Source organism: Virgibacillus sp. AGTR (assembly GCF_016919725.2).
Lineage (GTDB): Bacteria > Bacillota > Bacilli > Bacillales > Amphibacillaceae > Virgibacillus > Virgibacillus salarius.
Genome location: NZ_JAJERH010000031.1, coordinates 1 through 21,926, shown reverse-complemented (window position 1 = coordinate 21,926; position 21,926 = coordinate 1). Strand labels below are relative to the sequence as shown.

Here is a 21,926-nt window from a genome sequence, read left to right as displayed (position 1 = left end):
ATCATATGCGCAAAAAATTTTTATCGTTACCATATTTTATTATTCCGATAAAATTAGTATGACTTTAAATAAGATACAACGGTTTAGCATTTGTGTCAAGAGAATGATTTGCTTCCATCTTGGATGCACGGGTTAGAGTTTTTAAGAGGGCTGACAACCACTTACGAACAAAAGCGCTAGCGCCCGATTACTGGAGCGAGCCAACAGAGGTAAAGGAATCACGGTGAGCTTGCAAGCCGATGATGACTTAGCGTAGGGCGATTCGTGAAGTCGCCTCGTTTCTGGGTGCTGGAGCTGGACGTGGCTCAACACGCCCATCTTTATCCACATGGGCTAATTTTATAATTTCCTTTGACAATTAGAAAAACGGAGCAAAATTCGCTCATTCCTTATCACTAAATGCTCAGATTTACGCTTCCTCTAGTAGCTATTATGGAATAATAGCTACTGCTTGCTTGACCACCACTCCGTCTGCCCACTTCCCTTTCCGTGGGGTTTGTCCTTCAGCTAACTTTTTTAGCAAAACCCGCTCAAAAAAGTGGATCTTCAGGTCAAACATTTCCCACAGGAGTTGAAGTGGCCTCAGGCTCTACAACGCTAGCATGAAGTAACACAGCTGCTTTTATACTCACGGATAGCGATTTTCACTTTACCCATTGTAAAAAAAGTCAACCTATTACTTATGACAAGAATTGTTGCACCTTCTCATAGCGGAGACTAATTACGTAGACTCCTGCGGGAATAGCGCGAGCCAAAAATCCACTTTGCAACGTGTTCTTCTTTGCAAAGTTAGTTGAGGTCGTGCCCACGGAAAGCGAAGTAATTAGTCGGAGCATTGCCAATATACATCAAACATTTCAAAATAACTACTTGGCTTAACGCAGTCATTGCACCGATTTTATACTTTCTTATCTTTTAAAAAAACCGGTTTCTCCTAAAGAAACCGGCTAACATAAATAGAATATTGTGATTTTAAAAGCTAATTACTAATCCAGCTTTATCATCTGATTTTTTGAGCCTAGGATATGTACTACACTCTGGATCTGCTTTTTCAAAATGGAGCAGATCTTCGATATAAGAATCTATCCCTTTCTGTATAATCAAAAATGACAAATACCCCCAGTAGTTTATCTCGCTTGGAACGATTCCTTTAGGTAACATCATTCCATCTGTTAGTGAACCATTAAAAAGAAGCTGCCTCAATAGTCAGCTTCCTTTCCTGTTTTTTTAAAATGAAACTCGGTCATTCCAAGCCTTATCTGCTAGACTAAATTTTGTGACAAACACTTATCAAACTAGGGTTGGTTCTAATTCAATTTCCACATTTCCTTTTAATGCTCTAGAAATCATACAGCTTTGTTCTGCCTTGATGACTAATTTGCGGAGTTGACTATGTTGACCTTCTGTCGCATGCTCTGTTAAAGTAACCGTTGGCCGATGTATAATTCGCTTATACGTGAATACTCCCTTTGTCACGTCCACGATCCCTTCCGAATGTAAATACATTTGCTTTAAAGGCAATTCCGCTCTTTCAATCATTGCTGCTAATGTAATAATATAACAGGTAGCAGCTGCACCTAATAGCATTTCGTCCGGATTTGTTCCAATTCCTGGACCATCCATTTCAGGTGGTATAGATATATTTGTTTTCAAGTTACCTGTCTCTAGGAAGCCTTGACTATTTCTCCCACCTGGCCAATCTGCTTTTAAATGAAAATGATGCTCTGCCATGTAATCACCTCTTAGCTATAGACTACTAAACATCCATTTCTAAAGGGAATAGTTATGCTTCAAACCCTGCTCACATAATTATAAAAAGTATTTCATCAGAATAATCACAATAATTCAGCAGCCTATACAGGTACGCTCAAAAAATACAGTGAAACTTCAATCAGTGGGGGGTGTTGTTTAGCACCCACTGATTGGTAGTACCACACTGCTTTACTTTCCCCTATTATTTCTTTGTAGGGAGTTGAACAAAAATTGAACCACAGAGAGCGCTTCTCCCTCACACGAGGTTAACGTGTTGTCGACTAAGATGACCATTCCACTGATTTTAAAAGAGACTTTTTTGAAAACCTAATCTATTCCTTCATAAAAGATCATTCATTGACGTTAATCCTGAGCTTTTTCTTTTTTGTTTGCATCGCTAGAGGTAAACCAACCAATAACCGCAATTCCTACTAATACGACATAGAATATCGATTTCCATAATGTTGAATGTGGAAAATCATGTGGTATCCAAGCAATATCTGGATGTGCAAGAACGATTAAAGCTAGTTTAACTCCGACCCAGCCAACAATTACAAACGCCGCAATTTCCAAACCAGGACGCTTATTTAATAAATCCACAAAAACATTAGCTGCAAAACGCATGATAATTAATCCAATCATTCCACCAGCAAAAACTACCAAGAATTGTCCGGTGTCTAGACTTCCGATATGGCCAAGATTAGTTGGTGGTAAAGCTACTGCTAAAGCTACTGCTGCAAGAATAGAATCGACCGCAAAGGCAAGGTCAGCAAATTCTACTTTTAAGACGGTCATCCAAAAACCGCTACCTTTTTCTTCTTTGGCACTCGCTTCTTCATCTGGTTCATCCTTGGATTTTAACTTATCATATAAATGTTTAATCGATATAAATAACAGGTAAGCTGCACCAATCGCTTGTACTTGCCATACATCGACAAGGAATGAAATAATAAACAATGAACCAAATCGTAATACAAATGCACCAGCCAATCCATAGAATAATGCTTTCTTTCGCTGATCTTCCGGTAAATGCTTCACCATTATCGCTAAGACAAGCGCATTATCAGCGGCTAGTAAACCTTCGAGTCCAATTAAAACTACTAATACCCATAAATATTCCACTAATAATTCAATACCCATTCTCTAGGCTCTCCCTTCTGCTACGCTCGTATAGAGCTTTAACCTTATATTCGACTTGAAGCTTTTACTTCTACCTAAAATTACGTTATGTAACTTCGTACAAATAAAAAAGCTCCTACCAATAGGTAAGAACCATCAAAAAAGACCCTTACCTAGACTGGTAAAGGTCTCGCTAACAACGATCGTTGCCAATTCAGCCGGAGAATATTCTCGTAATGACGACTAAAATTGTACAGCTACTCCCCTTTAATAGGAATATAACATTACTTACTATTAAACATCGATAAACATAAAATGTCAACGATTGATTCTACCATGTGTCTAGTTTTAGTAACTAGCCTTCCCCACAGAATCAAATCTATTCACCATATTAGCCCTCGATAATTTGTTCAAGAATCCGTTCCATAGCTTGTTTTAATGCAGAAATCCTTTGTATGCTCTCTTTTTCATTTTCCGTACAAACCCCATAATAACATTTGATTTTTGGTTCAGTACCTGATGGGCGAAGGCAAACCCAGCTATGCTGTTCTAAAATAAATTTCATCATATTTTCTTTAGGTAGTTCAATAGCTTCTATATTTTCTGGATTATCGAGCGTATAGCGTTGACCAATTAAATAATCTTCTGTTGCTTTCACACATAAATCAGCAATTTCCTGTAATGGTTCTGAGCGGATTGTAGCCATAATCTTAGCTATTTGCTCAGACCCTTGCTTCCCTTTTAAAGTTAGAGATGTCATGTCTTCCTTATAATAGCCATGCCTTTCATATAGTTCATGAAGCGCATCATGCAAAGTTTTACCTTTATTCTTCCAATAGTATGCCATTTCACTTGCCATCATAGCTGCTTGTATCGCATCTTTATCTCGTGCAAAGCTACTCGTTAAATAACCATAGCTCTCCTCATAACCAAATACGAATGTTTCACCAGTTGCGTCAAACTCCCGTATTTTTTCTCCAATATATTTAAAGCCTGTCAAAGTATTAATTGTCGTTATTCCATAGTAATCCGCCACTGCTTTACCTAGTTCCGATGTCACTACTGTTTTTAGCATCCGTCCGCTTTTTAATAATGCCGAATCACTATGCGATAAAATATAATCCAGCATTAATGCACCTAACTGATTACCGGTTAACACTTGATAATTACCCGTGTCGTCTTTGACAGCAACACCTAAACGATCGGCGTCCGGATCTGTTGCTAATAAAATAGCTGCATCATGCTTTTTCCCCTGTTGTATTGCCCTTGTGAATGCTTGATGCTCCTCTGGATTAGGTGATTTCACAGTAGAAAACTCTGGATCTGGGACAGCTTGTTCTTCTACAACATGAACATTCGTAAAATTCAATTGTGCCAATCCCTGAGATACGAGCTCATAAGCAGTTCCGTGAAGTGGTGTAAAGACAATTGGTATAGCTTTCTCTTGCTCACGTTCTTCTGCAGGCAGCTTAGATATATCAATCAATTTTTCTAAGTAGGCATTATCAATTTCATTCCCAATCCAGTTAATTAGTTCTTCTTTTTCTAATGTAGCTTGATCCATATAGGGAACTAATAATTCATCGTCTGTTTGTTGAATGCAGGCAATAATGTCAGCTGCCTGATTTGGTGTTATTTGTCCACCATCCTCATTATACACCTTAAAACCGTTATATTCTGGAGGATTATGACTTGCTGTAATCATTATTCCTGATACCGTTCCCAAATAACGTACCGCAAAGGAAAGTAGCGGGGTCGGTCTTAATGATTTAAACACATATGCTGTTATTCCAAATGCCCCTAATACTTTTGCTGTCTCAATAGCAAATTCTTTTGACATATGTCTGGAATCGTACGCGATTACAACACCTCTGTCTTTTACATTTACCGTATGTTCTAATAGATAATTTGCTAGTCCATTAACAGCCTTACGAATGGTATATATATTCATACGGTTTATTCCAGGACCAATGATCCCTCTCATCCCGCCTGTCCCAAATGTCAATTCTTTATAAAAAGCATCTTCCAATGCGAGCTGATTTCCATTTAATTTCGTTAACTCATTCTTTAAATTCGCATCAAGATCTTGGAATGTTTCCCATTTTTGATAGACTTGTTCCCAACTGGTCATTCGTTATGTCCTCCAACTGTATATAATCTATACGAATTTTAGCATACTTACACAGATTATTCTATCGATCAAATTTTGAATCGTTTATGATTTCATAAATTAGGTTAAAATAATAGAAAACGTAAAGATCAAAGCTGTCTTGTTTGGGAATATCATTGTTACTTTAGCGTCGTCGTATCAAAACAGTTCGTAAAGCTAAATAAGATATACTTTCTATTATTCTTTGAAACAGGTAAAATAGATACAAATGATTTGTGAAGGTTGGGATGTTGGTGGTAAATAAACGCTGGTTTCAGTTTTTAGTGTTTTTCATAATGGTTTTTCTGTTAATATTACTTATTTCGGTTACTGATTTTATTTTTACACCCTTTTTGAAAGTAATAGGGGCCGTCGCCGTACCTATTATAGGTGCAGGTATTCTTTACTATTTAACAAAGCCGTTAATGTACTTCTTTGAACGCCTTAAAATAAATCGTATCTTTTCAATTATTCTTGTATTTCTTGTATTAATTCTTCTTGGTGTTTTTGTCTATATGTATATTGCTCCAATTGCCCAACAACAATTTAGGAATTTAATTGATAATGTTCCAACAATGGTAAACTGGGCGCAGGATATGATTTCTTTATGGCAATCAAACCAAACTGCTATTCCTGCAGAAATAGACAAAGCAATCAATAATTTTACGAATAACCTTCAATCACATATTGATAGTGTATTAAATTATTTGTTTGGATTTATTGGACAACTCATTGGATTTGTTACTGCATTAGTTCTCGTTCCATTTTTCTTATTCTTCATGTTGAAGGATGGAGAGAAGCTAGTTCCATTTATTACACAAATCTTTTCCAAGAAAAAAGCGGAGAATATTCGTAGCTTGTTTGTCAAAGTAGATGGAACGTTAACAGCCTTTATACAAGGGCAGTTAATTGTTAGTTTTGCCGTCGGTGTGCTGTTATTTATTGGATATTTGATCATTAACTTAAAATATTCCTTAACACTAGCGTTATTTGCTATGGTAATGAATGTAATTCCTTTTGCTGGTCCATTTATAGCCGTAATTCCGGCATTAATCGTTGGAGCATTCCAAGATCCGTTTATGGTGATTTGGGTGTCCATCGTAATGATAGCCGCGCAGCAAATTGAAAGTAATTTAATTTCACCAAATGTTATGGGGCGTGCATTAGACTTACATCCATTAACAGTCATTACCGTTATCTTAGCAGCAGGAAGCATTGCTGGATTCTTAGGTATTCTATTTGCTGTACCATTTTATGCAGTGATTAAGACGATCATTATCCATTTCTATAAAACATACGTAAACTCTAAAAAAAATAAGGAAGATGCATTAATCTAATGCTGAGCTTATTAAAAGCATAAATTACATGTAGATAAAGTGAAACTCCAAACTATAATCCGAGGTTACGAACTTAGTTCCGGATATTGGTTTGGAGTTTTATCATTTATGGTGGTGAAGACTTCTGTGATAACTGATGAGCTCGAAGAATCAGTTGCTAAGCAATTTTTTTCGTGCGTTAGCTGATCATCATAAAGGTTCCCATCGTTTAGATTGCGATTTTAGAACATGGTATTATATTTGCTTGTGAACTACTCATTTAGTTTTAACCTAACCACTCGGTTATCTCTAAAACAAATAGACAATAGCAGAACCAATTTTATAATAGCCAATCTTCTTGTAAATATTATTTGCAGTTGGGTTCGACAAATCTGTATATAAACTACAAAATTGATACCCGTCATTTAACAGCTTTTGACTTAATTGGCTTACAACACTTGTAGCATACCCTTTTTTCTTATATTTATCAGGGGTATAGACAGCATTAATTGTCGCACCATGCTTCGTCTCCCTTGATTTATTCGCCATGGAAACCTTATTCTCCCCTATCTGCAAAAAATAAGCTGTTTGCTTATGTAAAAACTCCGCCGCCAAACTAGATGCTCGCGACTCATCTATTGGTGCATTAGCTTCCTCTCCAAAAAGAAGAAGCCACTTTGCTAGAAGTGCATGATCAGCTAATTCTGCTTGAATTAGCTGTCCTGGTAAAGGATACTCTATCTGCACACGGTCTAATTGATAGATCAATTCATTCATATGTACGGATGCTGTTTTCCCGCTTTTTTCTTCCCATTGCTGGGCGAAAGCTTTTGCATACTTTATTGGCCCTAGTACGCCAGGAACCTCATAGCCATGTTGATATAAATAATTCGTAATAACCGGTATGAAATCGAGAGAATTCACTTCAATATCTGGCAAGATCCAATTATGGGGTGGAGTTCGCAGGAATGCATAAATAATTTCCCCATTCGCTTCTACCCAACCTAAGAAACAATCTGTTTTGTTTTCCTTCAAGCGATTCATAATACCAAGCATCAAATTATTACATGCTTCTTTCTGAAGTAAAAGCGGTTCAACTCGTTTTGCATATGAATCAACAGCCTGGTTAATAAACACCTTCACCTTAACCATTCCCTCTCTATTTTTCTAATACTATGAATGTTTTTACCTGTTTTGTAAAGTGTTTTTTGCTACACTAGTATAAAGAGGTGATGAACGATGACAATAGAGCAGTTACAAGCAAAGCTTGATGAGTTAAAATCCGATTACGTACGGATTCAAAGTGACTTAGATAAACTTGAGTATGTCCGCGGCAGAGTATCATCTGCAGAGGAACAACTTATTCGTCTTGAAGGAGAAATTGCTGAAGTTAATAAACAATTAGCCGATTTAAATAAGAAAAACTGAGCAAAATTCGCTCAGTCCTTATCACTACATGCTCAGATTTACGCTCCCTCTAGTAGCTATTATGGAATAATAGCTACTGCTTGACCACCACTCCGGCTGCCCACTTCCCTTTCCGTGGGGTTTGTCCTTCAGCTAACTTTTTTAGCAAAACCCGCTCAAAAAAGTGGATCTTCAGGTCAAACATTTCCCACAGGAGTTGAAGTGGCCGCCCTTCGCTATTATCAGGCTCTACAACGCTAGCATGAAGTAACACAGCTACTTTTATACTCACGGATAGCGATTTTCACTTTATCCATTGTAAAAAAGTCAACCTATTACTTATGACAAGAATTGTTGCACCTTCTCATAGCGGAGACTAATTACGTAGACTCCTGCGGGATTAGCGCGAGCCGAAAATCCACTTTGCAACGTGTTCTTCTTTGCAAAGTTAGTTGAGGCCGTGCCCGTGGAAAGCGAAGTAATTAGTCGGAGCATTGCCAATATACATCAAACATTTCAAAATAACTACTTGGCTTAACGCAGTCATTGCACTGAATTTATACTTTCTTAACTTAGAACAAAAACACAAGAGCCCGATTGGAAACGTAGCGACTGGAGCGAGTCAGCGGAAATATAGGAACTACGGTTTGCTTACGGGCCGATGTCGACTTAGCTTAGGGCGATTCGTGAAGTCGCCTCGTTTCTCGGCGCTGGAGCTGGACGCAGCTCAACCCGACACCATATTTATACAAATGGGCAAATTTTATTATTTTCTAAAAGAGTGAAGCGTTTGAACTGCTCCCCTTAAGTTAGACAGATTAACAAATAAAAATCTGTTTTACCTAGGGGGAATTTTTTATGTCCAAGAGATCTCATTCGAGTGAATTTAATTTGAAGTAATAATGTCAACAATAATGAAGGTGATACAAAGAAGGATGTTCAAATATCAAATAAATAATACAACCCTTTCTAAATGGATGGACATTTGAAACGGACGGAATAAGTGGGTTAAAGGAAGCAGCTGTATTTGATTAGTTGTCAGGAGACTATTCTTATAAAGAAGTTCCAATGGAATCATTTTGGGGGACTCTCAAATGTGAGAAGTACTATTTACATAGGTATGAAAGATATCAAGAAAGATTATACGGCCCTAGCCCTGTTGAATATAGAGCTAAAGCCGCTATCCATTTTTATAATTTCCAATGTCTACTTGACAGGGTCAATTCAGCTTCATACTTCTTTTTCATTCCCTTTTGTATTGTTATTTCGCTGCGTTTCTAACTTGGCTTGAATCTTTGCTTTTTCTTTATTAGGTGGTGTCAGACTTACTATTGTATCCCCTACTGCTGGAACAGTTCGCATTTCTTCGGAATAAAATTTCAATTGACCTGAAGGCTTAATTAGATAAAGAAAAGCAGTAGATTCATCTTTGTCAGCTACATATTGCTTATAGTTATATTGTGAAGTTAACGTAGTTTGTCTGAACACATAATGATTATTCAGCTTTTCCAACAAATCTTCCATCGTAAATTTCTTATCAAATAAAATCCGTCCTCCAACTTTAGATACAACCTCTGTTGTATCACCTTTTATTTGATCAAGTGGACTAACTTTAAAGACATTAGTTCTACCATATTCGGGCATAAATGTTGTACATACAAGGGAATTAAAAGCATGATCATCTGTTATAGCTAGCAAATATTCATATGGAATTGTATCCAGGTTATATTCCGACTGCTCAGAGAGTATATTTCCATGATAAAAATTAATACCTGCCTCACGAACTGGCCTTAATCTTTCCCATGAAGAGTCAACAATTATTACTGGAAAATTAGCCTTTGCCAGTGATTTAGCTAATTCAACTGTAAAGCGATTAGCTCCATTAATTAACGCTCCTGGTCTTCCTTCCATAGATAAATGTAATTTTTTCGCCAACCAACCAATTGAAAATCCATGAGCTACAACCGTAAAAATTACTAGTCCAAAGGTAAGTGTTGTTAGTATTTGTGCATCTTCATAACCTGCTTCGGTCAATACACTAGCAAAATAGCCTGATACGGTCAACGCTACAATTCCTCTTGGTGCAATCCAACCTACTAGAGCTTTCTCATTAAATGATAATCCCGTGCCAATGGTAGAAAGGAAAATCGATAATGGGCGAACAATGAACATCATTAATAATACATAGCCAATAATGTTGGGACTAAATATTTGCAGTAGGGTTTCTAATTGCAAGGATGCGGTTAGCATAATAAATATCGTTGAAATGAGTAAAATTGAAATGTTTTCTTTGAAATGACGCATGTCAGAAATAGAGCTTATCCCCATATTGGCAAGTGTAATTCCCATAGCTGTTACTGATAATAATCCTGTTTCGTGCATAATTTCATCTGCACCGGTAAAACAAACAATAACAACAATGACAACTGCTGGAGATTTTAAGAATTCTGGAATATGGCCTGTTTCAAACATCCAGCCAATTCCTTTACCACATGCCCAGCCAAATATTGCCGCAAAAATAGATGCTGCAAAAAATAGTGTTAACTTTGCTCCATCCGGATCATTTGCTGTTAAAAAGGTAATAATCTCAAAAGCGAACACTGCTAAAAGTGCACCAATTGGATCAACGATTATTCCTTCCCATTTTAGGATTTTAGCTGGTCTAGGCTTTAGCTTTGATTGCCGTAATAATGGCATTATTACAGTTGGTCCAGTAACAATAAATAGGCCACCAATTACAAAAGCAACGGTCCAAGACAAACCTGCAATATAGTGAGCAGTTAATGAGCCGAGAATCCAGGCTATAAATGCACCAACAGTGGAGATTCGGAAAACAGGCTTGCCTAGTCCCCTGAGCTCCTTAAAGCTGAGATTTAAGCTGCCCTCAAATAAAATAATGGCTACTGCTACAGATATAATTGGGCTATATAAACTGCCAAAGTCTTCCTCAGGGTTCATTAAACCAAAAACTGGTCCTGCCAACAGTCCAGTGATCGACATAACAACAATAGCCGGCATACGGTAACGCCAAGCGATCCATTGGGACCCGATCCCTAAGAAGCCTATTAGCATGATTTCAAATAATAAAGACGGAACCATGTGATACCCCCTATTTAAAATTTCAACGAAACTACTTCCTTATGTAACATTGCAATCAATCCTACAGAAAGTAAAACGTCGGATAGCCATATAAAAGGAAATAACACATTCCTTTGTAATGGCAAATTATAGATAAGATAAAAACATTTTAAATGTGAAAGGAAAGAATGTAAACAATTTTAATTCAGGCAAATATAAATCATACTATTATCAACATTTACTTTTCTCTCCTTTTCCATTGACAATCTTAACCTGTTACTGTTAAGATGATGTCTGCTTTGCGTTATTTTCTGAAAAAAATTAATTCAAAAAATCGCCCTTTATTTTCAGATTATATTGAAAAAATAGATATTACTCTTCTTTCTTTAGTATTTGATAATACAGGAATGTTCATTCCATTTCGTTTTAATTTAAGGAGTGCTATACAACTGTATTCAATAAACAATCTCAACAGGAAATCATATAGAAGGGATACACGTATGATGAATAAAGATACATTCATAATCGGCTTTATGTTATTTGCTTTATTTTTTGGTGCTGGAAATCTCATATATCCTCCTGTACTTGGACTCCATTCAGGATCGTCTTTTATTACTGCTATTGCAGGCTTTGTGATAACTGGTATAGGTTTACCTATTTTAGCAGTTACTGCTATTTCGTTCGTAAAAAAAGATGCCAGAGAAATAGCAAATCGAGTCCACCCTCTATTTGGCATTCTATTTACAACAGCTGTGTATTTAGCAATTGGACCATTTTTTGGAATACCTCGTGCAGCTACAGTTGGCTACGAGATGAGCATCGAACCCTTTCTTAATAACGTATCACCTTATACGTTATTGCTGTTCACAAGTGTATTTTTTATTTTCGTCTTTTTTATCAGTTTAAATCCTTCAAAAATGGTAGATCGAATTGGACAGTATTTAACACCTATACTATTGCTGTCTATTACAGCATTAGTAATTGGCGCTATTATCTTATTTGACCAGCCAGCTACAGCACCTACCAGTGATTATGCTAGTAGTCCTTTTTTTAAAGGCTTTGTCGAAGGCTATTTAACTATGGATGCTATTGCAGCTCTAGCCTTTGGAATTATTGTGGTAAATGCCTTTAAAGAAAGGGGTGTTTCCACACAGAAAGGGCTTATTACTGCAACATTGAAGGCTGGATTGGTCGCTGGAGTAGGTCTGATCACTGTCTATACCTCTATCGGCTGGATTGGTACAAAGGTGGCAGGATCAGCTAGCTTCAGTAATGGCGGAGAGATACTCTCACATGCTGCAACTTCAATCTTTGGAACATTTGGAACACTGCTGCTAGGAATTATTGTTACGTTAGCCTGTTTTACCACTTCTGTCGGTTTAGTAGTTGCTTGTGCGCAATTTTTTTCAAAATTGGTGCCAATCTCTTATTCCTTGATTGCTTTTATAATTACTTTCTCTAGTTTTGTTATTGCTAATCAGGGTTTAGATGCAATCATTAGTTTTTCTGTTCCCGTACTTGTATTCTTATATCCAATAGCTATTGTACTTATTATGCTAACCTTTCTACGGTCATTATTTCAGAATAGGCCGGAGGTCTACCGTGGGGCAATTCTATTTACCGCAGTCATAAGCTTAAATGATGGGATTACGTCCTATGGTATTGATATTCCAACTGTCACGAACTATGTAATGAAAATTCCTTTATTTGATATTGGTTTGGGCTGGCTACTACCAGCTATTATTGGAGGATGTATCGGATTTCTAGTTTCAAAGCTTAGACCCCAAAAGACTTAACTATTACTTTAGGCTAGTGTATTCCAGTAAAGCTGTGAGATATTGCTGAATTAGCCAATACCGTCCGTACATTAAACGATAAGCTCATGAAAGCTAAAAATCATATCAACTTATAAAAATGAAACTTCAATCAGTGGGGTCTTACTACCAGTTATGTGTGTGGTAAAATTATAGAATATTTGTATATGCAGGAGCTGTATCTTTACAGCTTCTTTTTTTCTTCTATAACCAACTACAGAAAGAATATGTTAGGATGGTACATGTAAAAGGAGGAAATACATCATGGGAATGAAGGAAGAAAAACTACTTCAAACGTATTTCGGTTATGAAACCTTCCGTCCAGGGCAGAAGGAAACCATTGATTACATCTTAGCTAAAAAGAATATTCTCGCTGTCATGCCTACTGGTGGGGGAAAGTCCATATGCTATCAAATACCCGGCTTAGCATTGCCAGGCACTGCAATTATCGTATCTCCTCTTATTTCTTTAATGAAGGACCAAGTAGATGCATTACAGTCTTTAGGAATTGCTTCTACTTATATTAATAGCTCATTAACTGCAGGTGAACAACAGCATAGGCTAAAGGATATTGCATTAGGAAGATATAAATTTGTTTATGTAGCACCCGAACGATTTGATTCAGGAAATTTCTTGAATGTACTTAAGCAAATAAATATATCATTAATTGCCTTTGATGAGGCACATTGTATTTCCCAATGGGGTCACGATTTCCGACCGAGCTATCGATCAATCATTCCACAATTAAAGCAATTACATCATGCTCCAATTATAATGGCGTTAACGGCAACGGCAACAGAAGAAGTCATATTCGATATCCAGCAGTTATTACACATAAATCATGTAGTAAATACAGGCTTCGAAAGAGATAATTTATCCTTTCACGTCATTAAAGGAAAGAATAAATCCTCCTATATCCGCTCTTTTTTACAGGAAAGAGGCACTGAATCAGGAATTATTTATACAGCAACAAGAAAACAGGCAGACAGTCTTTATGATCAGCTAGAAAGACGCGGTTATTCGATTGCTAAATATCATGCAGGTCTTTCAGAACAAGAACGACAACATGCGCAATCTGCATTTATTCATGATGAAAAACAGCTTATGGTTGCAACAAATGCATTTGGTATGGGGATTGATAAATCTAATGTTCGTTTTGTCATTCACTATGCTATGCCAATGAATATTGAATCGTACTACCAAGAAGCTGGGAGAGCTGGAAGAGATGGGGAGCCAAGTGATTGCATATTATTATTCTCAGCACAGGATATACAGCTACAGAAATTTCTTATTGAACAATCCTTAATGGATGATGCCGCAAAGCAAGGGGAATATCGTAAACTGCAGTCCATGATTAACTATTGTCATACCCATGGATGTTTAACTACGTTTATCTTAAATTATTTTCATCAAGAGGATAACAATGAATTATGCGGTCGCTGTAGCAACTGCATCCAACGTCAGGAAAAAATAGATATTACAGAGGAAGCGCAGAAAATACTTTCTTGTGTAAAACGGATGGGAGAAAGATTTGGAGTTGGGATGACAGCGAAGGTACTTAAAGGATCGAAAGATAAAAAGCTAAAAGAGTTTCGGCTCCATACATTATCTACATACGGAATCCTCTCAGCTTTTACCGAAAAAGAATTAACTGAATGGATACATTTCTTGGTAGCAGAACAATTATTAGCTACGGAGGAAGGGAGATTTCCAATTCTAAAGTTAAATCATCAATCTGTTGAAGTGTTAAAAGGAAGAAAGTCTGTATACATGTTTACGATGCCGATCCCGATAAATGAGCAGACTGATTACCATAAAGATTTATTTACGGCATTGCGTAACTTAAGAAAGCAGTTGGCTGATGAAAAAGGGGTTCCACCTTATGTTTTATTTTCTGATGCAACCTTAAAGGAATTAAGCAGATATTTTCCGGTTACCAAAGAAGATATGCTAGAAATTAAAGGGGTAGGTGAGAAGAAATACGACCAATTTGGTGAAGCATTTTTAAACGTTCTAAAAGAATGGCGATCACAGAATCCTGATGTAAAAAACATCATTCGCATAAATGATCCTGTTCATCCAAAACCTAAAAAAAATAACCCTGAAACAGACGAGAATCCAAGTCATGTTATAAGCTATAAAATGTTCCAATCTGGCAAATCTATTAAAGATATAGCTGTTATACGTGATATATCCCATCAGACGGTAGAAAATCACTTATTTAAAGCCTTTAAAGACGGATATCCGATCGCTTGGGAAATATTTTTTACATCGAAGGAAGAGGAAGCCATCTTACAAGCTAGAGAACAACTTGATGACATCAAGTTAAAGTCTCTTAAAGAGGCACTACCGACGGAATATGATTACACAAAGATAAAAGCTGTACTGACAAAACATAGCTTCATCTAATCGGATATTGGGTAAAAAAAGATGGTCCTTGCCAGACTTGACGACGAGTACCAGTGTAATGTCCTAGTGAGTAAAGACCCAAATCTCCTATAGCGTAACAATTGATCCTAGATTCCCGAACGAAGCGATTTCCATGAGGAAACCTACGCATTCAACCACGGAAACGAAAGTCCTTCACCTTCGGACAAGAAGACCCTTGGATCCGTATAAACGGAAGCAGTCAGCTCTCTATTTCGAGCTGACTGCTTCCGTTGTTCACCTTTTATCCCGCATATAACTGGCAGTAAGATCACCCACTTCAAGCAATAAAAAGAAAGCAATATATATAAGTGGGGGATCGACTGCCAGTAAATGTCCGATTGGTTCCAGGGCCTTTAGGTCATACTCTTGTGGTACTAACAATCAGTCGGGGATAAATCATACCCCCAACTGATTGTTGTTTTACTTTATATCTAATGCCCAAGTTCCATTACGGAAAATAGCTTCTGTTGTTCCATCTTCAAATACACCGTCTATATCCAATTGCTCTGAACCAATCATGAAATCGACATGATTTAAACTATCATTCACTCCATGCTTATCTAGCTCCTCTTCGTTCATTGCAGCTCCACCCTCTACATTTGTAGGATATGCCTTACCAAGCGCAATATGACAAGAGGCATTCTCATCAAACAACGTATTATAGAAGATTAAACCAGATTGAGAAACTGGTGATTCATGAGGTACTAATGCTACTTCACCAAGGCGCTTAGAACCGTCATCTGTTTCTAATAAATGCTTTAAGGTATTCTCCCCTTGTTCAGCTTGATAATCAACCACTTTTCCATCTTTAAACGTTAGACTAAAATTATCGATTAAGCTACCACCATAATTAAGCGGTTTTGTACTGGCTACTGTACCATTCACACCATATTTGTGGGGCATAGAAAACACTTCTTCTGTTGGCATATTCGGATTAAAGGTCGTGCCACTCGACGTTTTTGCAGAACCCCCCTTCCAAATATGTCCTTTAGGAAGTTCCATCTCTAAGTTTGTTCCTGGCGCAGTAAATACTAGCTTCTTATAATTTTTCTTGTTTAAGATTTCACGAGCAGTTCGGAGTGTTTCGTTATGTGCATCCCAAGCTGCTATCGGATCATCTTGATCAACCCTTACTATTTTTACAATTGCGTCCCAAAGGCTTTCAATGGCATCTTCTCTTGATTTTTCTGGGAAAATCTTTTGTGCCCAATCTCCTGTTGGAATAGAAATAATTGACCACGGAATGATATCATTCATGGTATACTTCCGAAGGTGCTTCATCGCCTCGCCAGCTGCTTTATTTGCTTTTGCTACACGGGAAGGATCAATATCCTTTAATAAATCAGGATTCGTTGAACGAATATTTAATATTGCCGCTCCATCCTCAACATAGCTTTTTTGTAGCTCCACTTTCCACTCAGGAAAACTAGCAATAACTTCATCTGGAGCGTTTTCATATTTTAACAATGTAAGCTCATCATCCACCCAATTAATATGTACGTCCTTTGCTCCTAACTCATACGCTTTACGTACAACGATTCTTGTAAAATCTGCACCCTCAATTGGCGCATTAACCATTAATGCCTGATCCTTCTGTATATTCACACCAGTGCGTAATGCTAACTCTGCATATTTTTCTTGTGTACGTTGACTAACCATCTCTTTACCTCCAAATTAAATTATTTCGTATACCGTTATTATTTCATAAATTCAATAAAATTACCAAATAACTTTTTATAATTAGAATAAATTGGAAAATATTTGTTATTATCCCCCTTATCTATTTACGACATATCGAGATTATGTTATCCTAAAAATAGGTTACTTTTCGTAATAACTGTAGAATTTGCTAATAGATATATGATACCGATTGAGGTGATGATCATGGAGAACCTTTGTCCACGTTTCGAAAAAGCTATGGGACTTCTTAGCACACGCTGGGTAGGGCTTATACTTTTTGAACTATTAAAAGGTACAAAACGTTTCTCTGAAATGGAAGCTGATTTGCCTATCAGCGGGCGGTTGCTCTCTGATCGACTTAAAATGCTAGAAAAAGAAGGAATCGTTACAAGAGATATTTATTCGGAGTTTCCTGTTCGTATTGAATATTCTCTTTCCGAAAAAGGAAAAGCATTAGAACCAGTTATTAAAGAAATTCAATGTTGGGCAGATCATCATATTTCATTAGAAGAAATAGATGAAGAGTGAAATGAGACTGAGACAAAAGAATGAAGAAACAATAAAAAACGAACGATGATAAGTTAAAATTAATTATCGTTCGTTTTTTGCACGGAATCATTCATTTAGTACCTGAAACAAGCGAGACTCCGGCGGAAACAGCACGAGACCGAAGTTCCACTTGGTAACGTGTTTTTCTTTACCGAGTTAGCTGTGGCCGTTCCCGCGGAAAGCGAAGTAATTAGTCGGAGCATTGCCAATATACATCTAACATTCAAAATAACTACTTGGCTTAACGCAGTCATTGCACTGATTTTATACTTTCTTAACTGACGAGAAAATTAACAGACCACATTGCACAATGCAATGTGGTCTGTTTTGAACTATTCTGTATTACCTGTTTGTTCTCTTCCCCAGTACTCGATTCCTTCTTGATTATCTAGAGTATCTCGGTAAAATACTGGATCCTTACCTTCTTTACGCTGTCTTCGATAATCCTGGAGTACTTTATTAGCAATTTTAAATAGCTTCGATATCGCATAGAGATTGATCAATGCCATAATAGCCATTGTCAAGTCAGCTAAAGACCAAACAAAATCAAAGGATGCTACTGCTCCAAAATAAACCATCGCTAATGCTGCAATCCGATAAAGGAACAGTCCTGTTTTACTATTCTTTATATATGCAATATTATTTTCACCATAGTAATAGTTGCCTAAAATAGAGCTGTAGGCAAATAGTAAAATGGCAATTGCAATGAAGCCGCTCGCCCAGTCTCCAATATGAAAAGCAAAAGCATTTTGTGTTAATTGGATTCCATCTGCCTTACTACCCTCATATCCACCTGCAGTGATTAAAATAAATGCCGTTGCACTACAAATTAATAACGTATCAAAGAAAACACCTAAGGCTTGAATAAACCCTTGCTTGGCTGGATGTGATACTTCTGCTGTTGCTGCAGCATTTGGTGCACTACCCATACCAGCTTCATTGGAAAATAATCCTCGCTTAATTCCCCACATAATCGCCAAGCCAAAGCCTCCACCGGCTACTTGCCGAATACCGAATGCGTTCGTAATTATAATCGATAACATATCTGGAATTGCAGTAAAGTTTACAAGTAAAATATACAACGATAAGATAATATATAAAATGGCCATAATCGGTACGATAATCTGTGTAACGTTTGCAATACTTTTTAAACCACCAAAAATAACAATTGCAGTAAAAACAAATAACAACAAAGCAATCAAGTGTTGATTAATATCAAACTGCCCTTTAAAGGCTAAACTAATTGTATTCGATTGCACAGAGTTAAATACGAGACCGTAGGTAAAGGTGATCGTTATTGCAAAAATAATTGCCAGCCACCGTTTTTTTAATCCCTTTTCCATATAGTAAGCTGGTCCTCCACGGTATTGATTCTTATCCGGTACTTTATACACCTGTGCAAGTGTACTTTCTACGAAGCCAGATGCTGATCCGAGTAATGCAATTAGCCACATCCAGAATACGGCACCAGGGCCACCTGCTGCTATGGCTGAAGCCACTCCAGCCATATTTCCAGTACCTACTCTAGAGGCAGCACTTATTGCAAAAGCCTGGAATGAAGAGGTACCTTTCTTACCACTCGCGCTAATTGTCCGCTTATCGAACAATACTCGAAACATCTCTGGAAGATATTTAAATTGTACAAATCCCGTCTTAAATGTAAACCACAGCCCCAGTCCAATTAAGACTATAATCAATACATACGTCCATAAGATGTTATTGGCTTCGCTAATTAGATTTTTTAAAATCTCCATCCTGTAAACTTCCTCCTTTTACACTATCCACATTTTCTTAGCTCATATCGTTATACTTATGTGTGTGTTATTCGTTATTACCCTAAATATTGTATACTAAATCTACAATAAAGGAATGAACCACACAAAAAAAGAGAAATTTCTCTTTTTTCTTGTTGTCTAGGAAATTATAAAATTTGCCCATGTGGATAAATAGGCGCGTGTTGAGCCACGTCCAGCTCCAATGCCCAGAAACGAGGCGACTTCACGAATCGCCCTACGGTAAGTCATCATCGCTCGCAAGCACTCCGTGATTCCTTTAATCTTCGTTGACTCGCTCCAGTCGCTACGCTTCTAATCGGACGCTTGCGCTTTTGTTCTTATGTATTCCCCCTACTTATTCTAAGAAATCCCCCTTTATTTTCCTCGACTATTCCACGGATAATCCGTTCCAAATTCCTGTGCAAATTCTTTCGATTGTTTACGACGCTCAATCCTTTGTTTAGCTCTGACGGCAGCTAGCTCATGAAGTTTTTTCTCATGATCTGTCTCAGGTATAACTTCAGGGACTGGACTTGGTTTGCCGTCTTCATCAACAGCAACAAAGGTCAAAAAGGCCGTAGCACAAACACGTCTTTCTCCAGTTCGTAAATCTTCAGTAACTGCTTTAACGAAAACTTCCATTGATGTTTTATGCGTCCAAGTTACAAATGCCTCAATACATATCGAATGACCTTCTTTAACAGGAGCAAGGAAATCAACAGAATCTGTAGAGGCAGTTACTACAGGCTTACGTGCATGACGTGATGCAGCTATTGCAGCCACATCATCAATATGGGCCATTAACTTGCCTCCAAACAATGTCCCATATGAATTCGTATCAGGAGGCAATACATGAGACGTTTTAACAGCTAATGATGTCGAGCATGTTTTCTTTTCCATTTTAACTTTTCTCCTTTCAAACTTGTTATAATACTGGTGATATTAATCGGGAGATAGATTCTTTAAACCGTATGCCTAATGATCGTTTACTATATAACTTCTTGGTCATTTGTGTAGATAGCACAATATCTTCCTTAAAAGCCTCAACCAACCGCTTCGTTAACTCTTTATCATAAAGAAATGCATTTACTTCAAAGTTCAAACGAAAGCTTCTGACATCGATATTAGCAGTTCCCACCGATGCAATTTTTCCATCCACTACGATTGTTTTAGCATGAAGAAATCCATTCTGATAAATATACACCTCTGCACCTGCATCTAATAAATCACCGACATAGGATAATGTTGCCCAATAAACAAACGGATGATCCGGTTTATTTGGAATCATAATCTTTACGTCTACCCCCGATAAAGCAGCAATTCTAAGAACATCCCGTAAACTTTCATCAGGAATAAAGTAAGGTGTTTGGATATAAATATAATCCTTGGCAGACATAATCATTTTAATGTATCCATTTTTTATCTGCTCCCAATCTGAATCTGGTCCACTCGAAACGATTTGCACACCCACATCACCAGCTGGAACAGCGTTGTAATAACGATCTTCATATAAGATATCATTCCTAGAAGCTTGGTTCCAATCCAAAATAAAGCGAGTTTGCATATGCAGAACCGCATCACCATAAATACGCAAATGTGTATCGCGCCAATTTCCAAATTTCTTATCCTGCCCAAGATACTCATCACCAATATTAAAACCACCAATATATCCCACCTTACCATCTATAATGCCTAATTTTCGATGGTTACGATAATTAATTTTGAAATTGATTTTCGGAATCTTTGGCGGAAAAAACGCCTCCACTTCTACGCCAGCTCTGCGTAATCGTCTAATATACTTTCTTCGTAATGAACGGGAACCCATATCATCATAAAGTACACGAACCTCTATACCTTCATTAGCCTTCTTAATAAGAATGTCAGCAATACGCTTACCTAGTTGATCATCACGAATGATGTAATAAAGCAAATGTATATGATCCGTAGCTTTTTCCAGATCAGCAATGAGGGATTCAAACTTTTCTGTTCCATCCGTAAAAATGGTCACTTTATTATCTTGTGTAAAGATGGCATCATCATTACGTAAATGTAAATAATATAAATCCTCATACTCTGCTATCTCTTTATGTTTGAATGCAAACGTACCGTTTTCAATTGCACGAAGCTGGGATTGTACAGCTGTTTTTACACCAAGTCTACTCTTTGTATCCCAAGTAAATATCCTTCGTTTACTAATCGGCTTACCAAAGATTAAGTATAAAAAGAAACCTGCAATTGGAATAAACAATAATACCATTAACCACGCCCATGTAGCACTAGCATCCTTTCGTTCCAAAAAGATAATAGAAACACCTAAGGCAATATTAAAAATTAAAATAAATCCTAATAAGTATGACAGTATTTCCATAGTCTGACAAATCCCCCCTTACATGAAAATTGTTTTAGTTCGTGCCATGTCTTATCCAGTAACAATTTTCTATTATCCTCCCCAAACTAGACTGTTCCTATTTTTAAGGGTGAGGACATCAAATTACGCTAAAGTAGAAAGAGTATATATCCATCACCTCTACAATCAATAATATAGCATACATTTTAATTTGTCGTTAGCTTAGCAGAATGCAAGCGCTACCTATTATTTATAGAATAAATGATATTAGCTTATTGTATTAAATTTTATCCTTTTTATGTACCTTGATGCTGTTATAAAGCACTTCATATGAAAGAAAACCATAACCTTTCTATGTATCAAATCGTATTTACGATTCATAAATGTGGTACTGACATCATGAATGAACATTATATATGATCTCATTATTAATAACACCAGCGTATCTTATGTTTTTGTATATCTAACAGTCTTTTCGTTAAGGGTTACTTTGAACTGTTTAACCAGGTC

17 protein-coding genes are annotated in these 21,926 nt (G+C 37.1%); 5 read left to right on the top strand and 12 right to left on the bottom strand.

Annotated features, from left to right (window positions below):
* Window positions 1-430: 430 nt before the first annotated feature.
* The 5 genes from JUJ52_RS23400 to JUJ52_RS12490 all read right to left on the bottom strand — a co-directional run bounded on the left by JUJ52_RS23400 (window position 431) and on the right by JUJ52_RS12490 (window position 5,002).
* Window positions 431-559: a hypothetical protein gene (locus tag JUJ52_RS23400; RefSeq protein ID WP_255637666.1), complete on the bottom strand. Its 129-nt coding sequence runs from the start codon at window positions 557-559 to the stop codon at window positions 431-433.
* 413 nt (window positions 560-972) lie between these two features.
* Window positions 973-1,203 (bottom strand): hypothetical protein, encoded by a 231-nt coding sequence (locus JUJ52_RS12505; RefSeq protein ID WP_166530465.1) that lies wholly within the window; start codon window positions 1,201-1,203, stop codon window positions 973-975.
* An 87-nt stretch (window positions 1,204-1,290) separates the two neighbouring features.
* Window positions 1,291-1,731, bottom strand: a complete 441-nt coding sequence (locus JUJ52_RS12500) for an OsmC family protein (RefSeq protein WP_026679635.1) — start codon at window positions 1,729-1,731, stop codon at window positions 1,291-1,293.
* A gap of 384 nt (window positions 1,732-2,115) precedes the next feature.
* Window positions 2,116-2,892 carry a TerC family protein gene (locus tag JUJ52_RS12495; RefSeq protein ID WP_026679634.1) on the bottom strand — a complete coding sequence of 259 codons (777 nt, stop codon included), beginning with the start codon at window positions 2,890-2,892 and terminating at the stop codon, window positions 2,116-2,118.
* Window positions 2,893-3,262: 370 nt separating this feature from the next.
* A complete protein-coding gene (locus JUJ52_RS12490) occupies window positions 3,263-5,002 on the bottom strand; it encodes a phospho-sugar mutase (RefSeq protein WP_205389134.1) in 1,740 nt (579 codons plus the stop codon).
* 266 nt (window positions 5,003-5,268) lie between these two features.
* On the opposite strand from JUJ52_RS12490, the gene JUJ52_RS12485 reads away from it, so the two are divergent.
* Window positions 5,269-6,357 (top strand): AI-2E family transporter, encoded by a 1,089-nt coding sequence (locus JUJ52_RS12485; RefSeq protein ID WP_255637665.1) that lies wholly within the window; start codon window positions 5,269-5,271, stop codon window positions 6,355-6,357.
* 288 nt (window positions 6,358-6,645) lie between these two features.
* Here the strand turns inward: JUJ52_RS12485 and JUJ52_RS23595 are convergent, their stop codons facing one another.
* A complete protein-coding gene (locus JUJ52_RS23595) occupies window positions 6,646-7,479 on the bottom strand; it encodes a GNAT family N-acetyltransferase (RefSeq protein ID WP_228088989.1) in 834 nt (277 codons plus the stop codon).
* A gap of 96 nt (window positions 7,480-7,575) precedes the next feature.
* Between JUJ52_RS23595 and JUJ52_RS12475 the strand changes: the two genes are divergently transcribed.
* Window positions 7,576-7,764: an SE1832 family protein gene (locus JUJ52_RS12475; protein ID WP_026679630.1), complete on the top strand. Its 189-nt coding sequence runs from the start codon at window positions 7,576-7,578 to the stop codon at window positions 7,762-7,764.
* 73 nt (window positions 7,765-7,837) lie between these two features.
* On the opposite strand, the gene JUJ52_RS12470 is transcribed toward JUJ52_RS12475, so the two are convergent.
* A complete protein-coding gene (locus tag JUJ52_RS12470; RefSeq protein ID WP_121604744.1) occupies window positions 7,838-8,035 on the bottom strand; it encodes a hypothetical protein in 198 nt (65 codons plus the stop codon).
* Between the two features lie 938 nt (window positions 8,036-8,973).
* A complete protein-coding gene (locus tag JUJ52_RS12465; protein WP_026682621.1) occupies window positions 8,974-10,842 on the bottom strand; it encodes a cation:proton antiporter in 1,869 nt (622 codons plus the stop codon).
* 479 nt (window positions 10,843-11,321) lie between these two features.
* On the opposite strand from JUJ52_RS12465, the gene brnQ reads away from it, so the two are divergent.
* The gene (gene brnQ / locus JUJ52_RS12460) at window positions 11,322-12,617 is read left to right on the top strand and encodes a branched-chain amino acid transport system II carrier protein (RefSeq protein ID WP_121603982.1); all 1,296 of its coding nucleotides are present in this window, start codon (window positions 11,322-11,324) and stop codon (window positions 12,615-12,617) included.
* Window positions 12,618-12,899: 282 nt separating this feature from the next.
* Window positions 12,900-15,044 carry a DNA helicase RecQ gene (gene recQ, locus JUJ52_RS12455; RefSeq protein ID WP_121603983.1) on the top strand — a complete coding sequence of 715 codons (2,145 nt, stop codon included), beginning with the start codon at window positions 12,900-12,902 and terminating at the stop codon, window positions 15,042-15,044.
* A gap of 441 nt (window positions 15,045-15,485) precedes the next feature.
* Here the strand turns inward: recQ and JUJ52_RS12450 are convergent, their stop codons facing one another.
* Window positions 15,486-16,724 carry an aminopeptidase gene (locus JUJ52_RS12450; protein ID WP_121603984.1) on the bottom strand — a complete coding sequence of 413 codons (1,239 nt, stop codon included), beginning with the start codon at window positions 16,722-16,724 and terminating at the stop codon, window positions 15,486-15,488.
* Between the two features lie 225 nt (window positions 16,725-16,949).
* Between JUJ52_RS12450 and JUJ52_RS12445 the strand changes: the two genes are divergently transcribed.
* Window positions 16,950-17,273, top strand: a complete 324-nt coding sequence (locus JUJ52_RS12445; RefSeq protein ID WP_026682617.1) for a winged helix-turn-helix transcriptional regulator — start codon at window positions 16,950-16,952, stop codon at window positions 17,271-17,273.
* A gap of 353 nt (window positions 17,274-17,626) precedes the next feature.
* Here JUJ52_RS12445 and JUJ52_RS12440 read toward each other — a convergent pair whose 3' ends face one another.
* The 3 genes from JUJ52_RS12440 to cls form a co-directional block, all read right to left on the bottom strand.
* Window positions 17,627-19,048 (bottom strand): alanine/glycine:cation symporter family protein, encoded by a 1,422-nt coding sequence (locus JUJ52_RS12440; RefSeq protein ID WP_026682616.1) that lies wholly within the window; start codon window positions 19,046-19,048, stop codon window positions 17,627-17,629.
* Between the two features lie 396 nt (window positions 19,049-19,444).
* Complete coding sequence (locus JUJ52_RS12435) at window positions 19,445-19,969, bottom strand: acyl-CoA thioesterase (RefSeq protein WP_205389137.1); 525 nt, start codon at window positions 19,967-19,969, stop codon at window positions 19,445-19,447.
* Window positions 19,970-19,994: 25 nt separating this feature from the next.
* Entirely contained in the window at window positions 19,995-21,437 is a 1,443-nt protein-coding gene (gene cls, locus JUJ52_RS12430) for a cardiolipin synthase (RefSeq protein ID WP_026682614.1), read from the bottom strand.
* Between the last annotated feature and the right edge of the window lie 489 nt (window positions 21,438-21,926).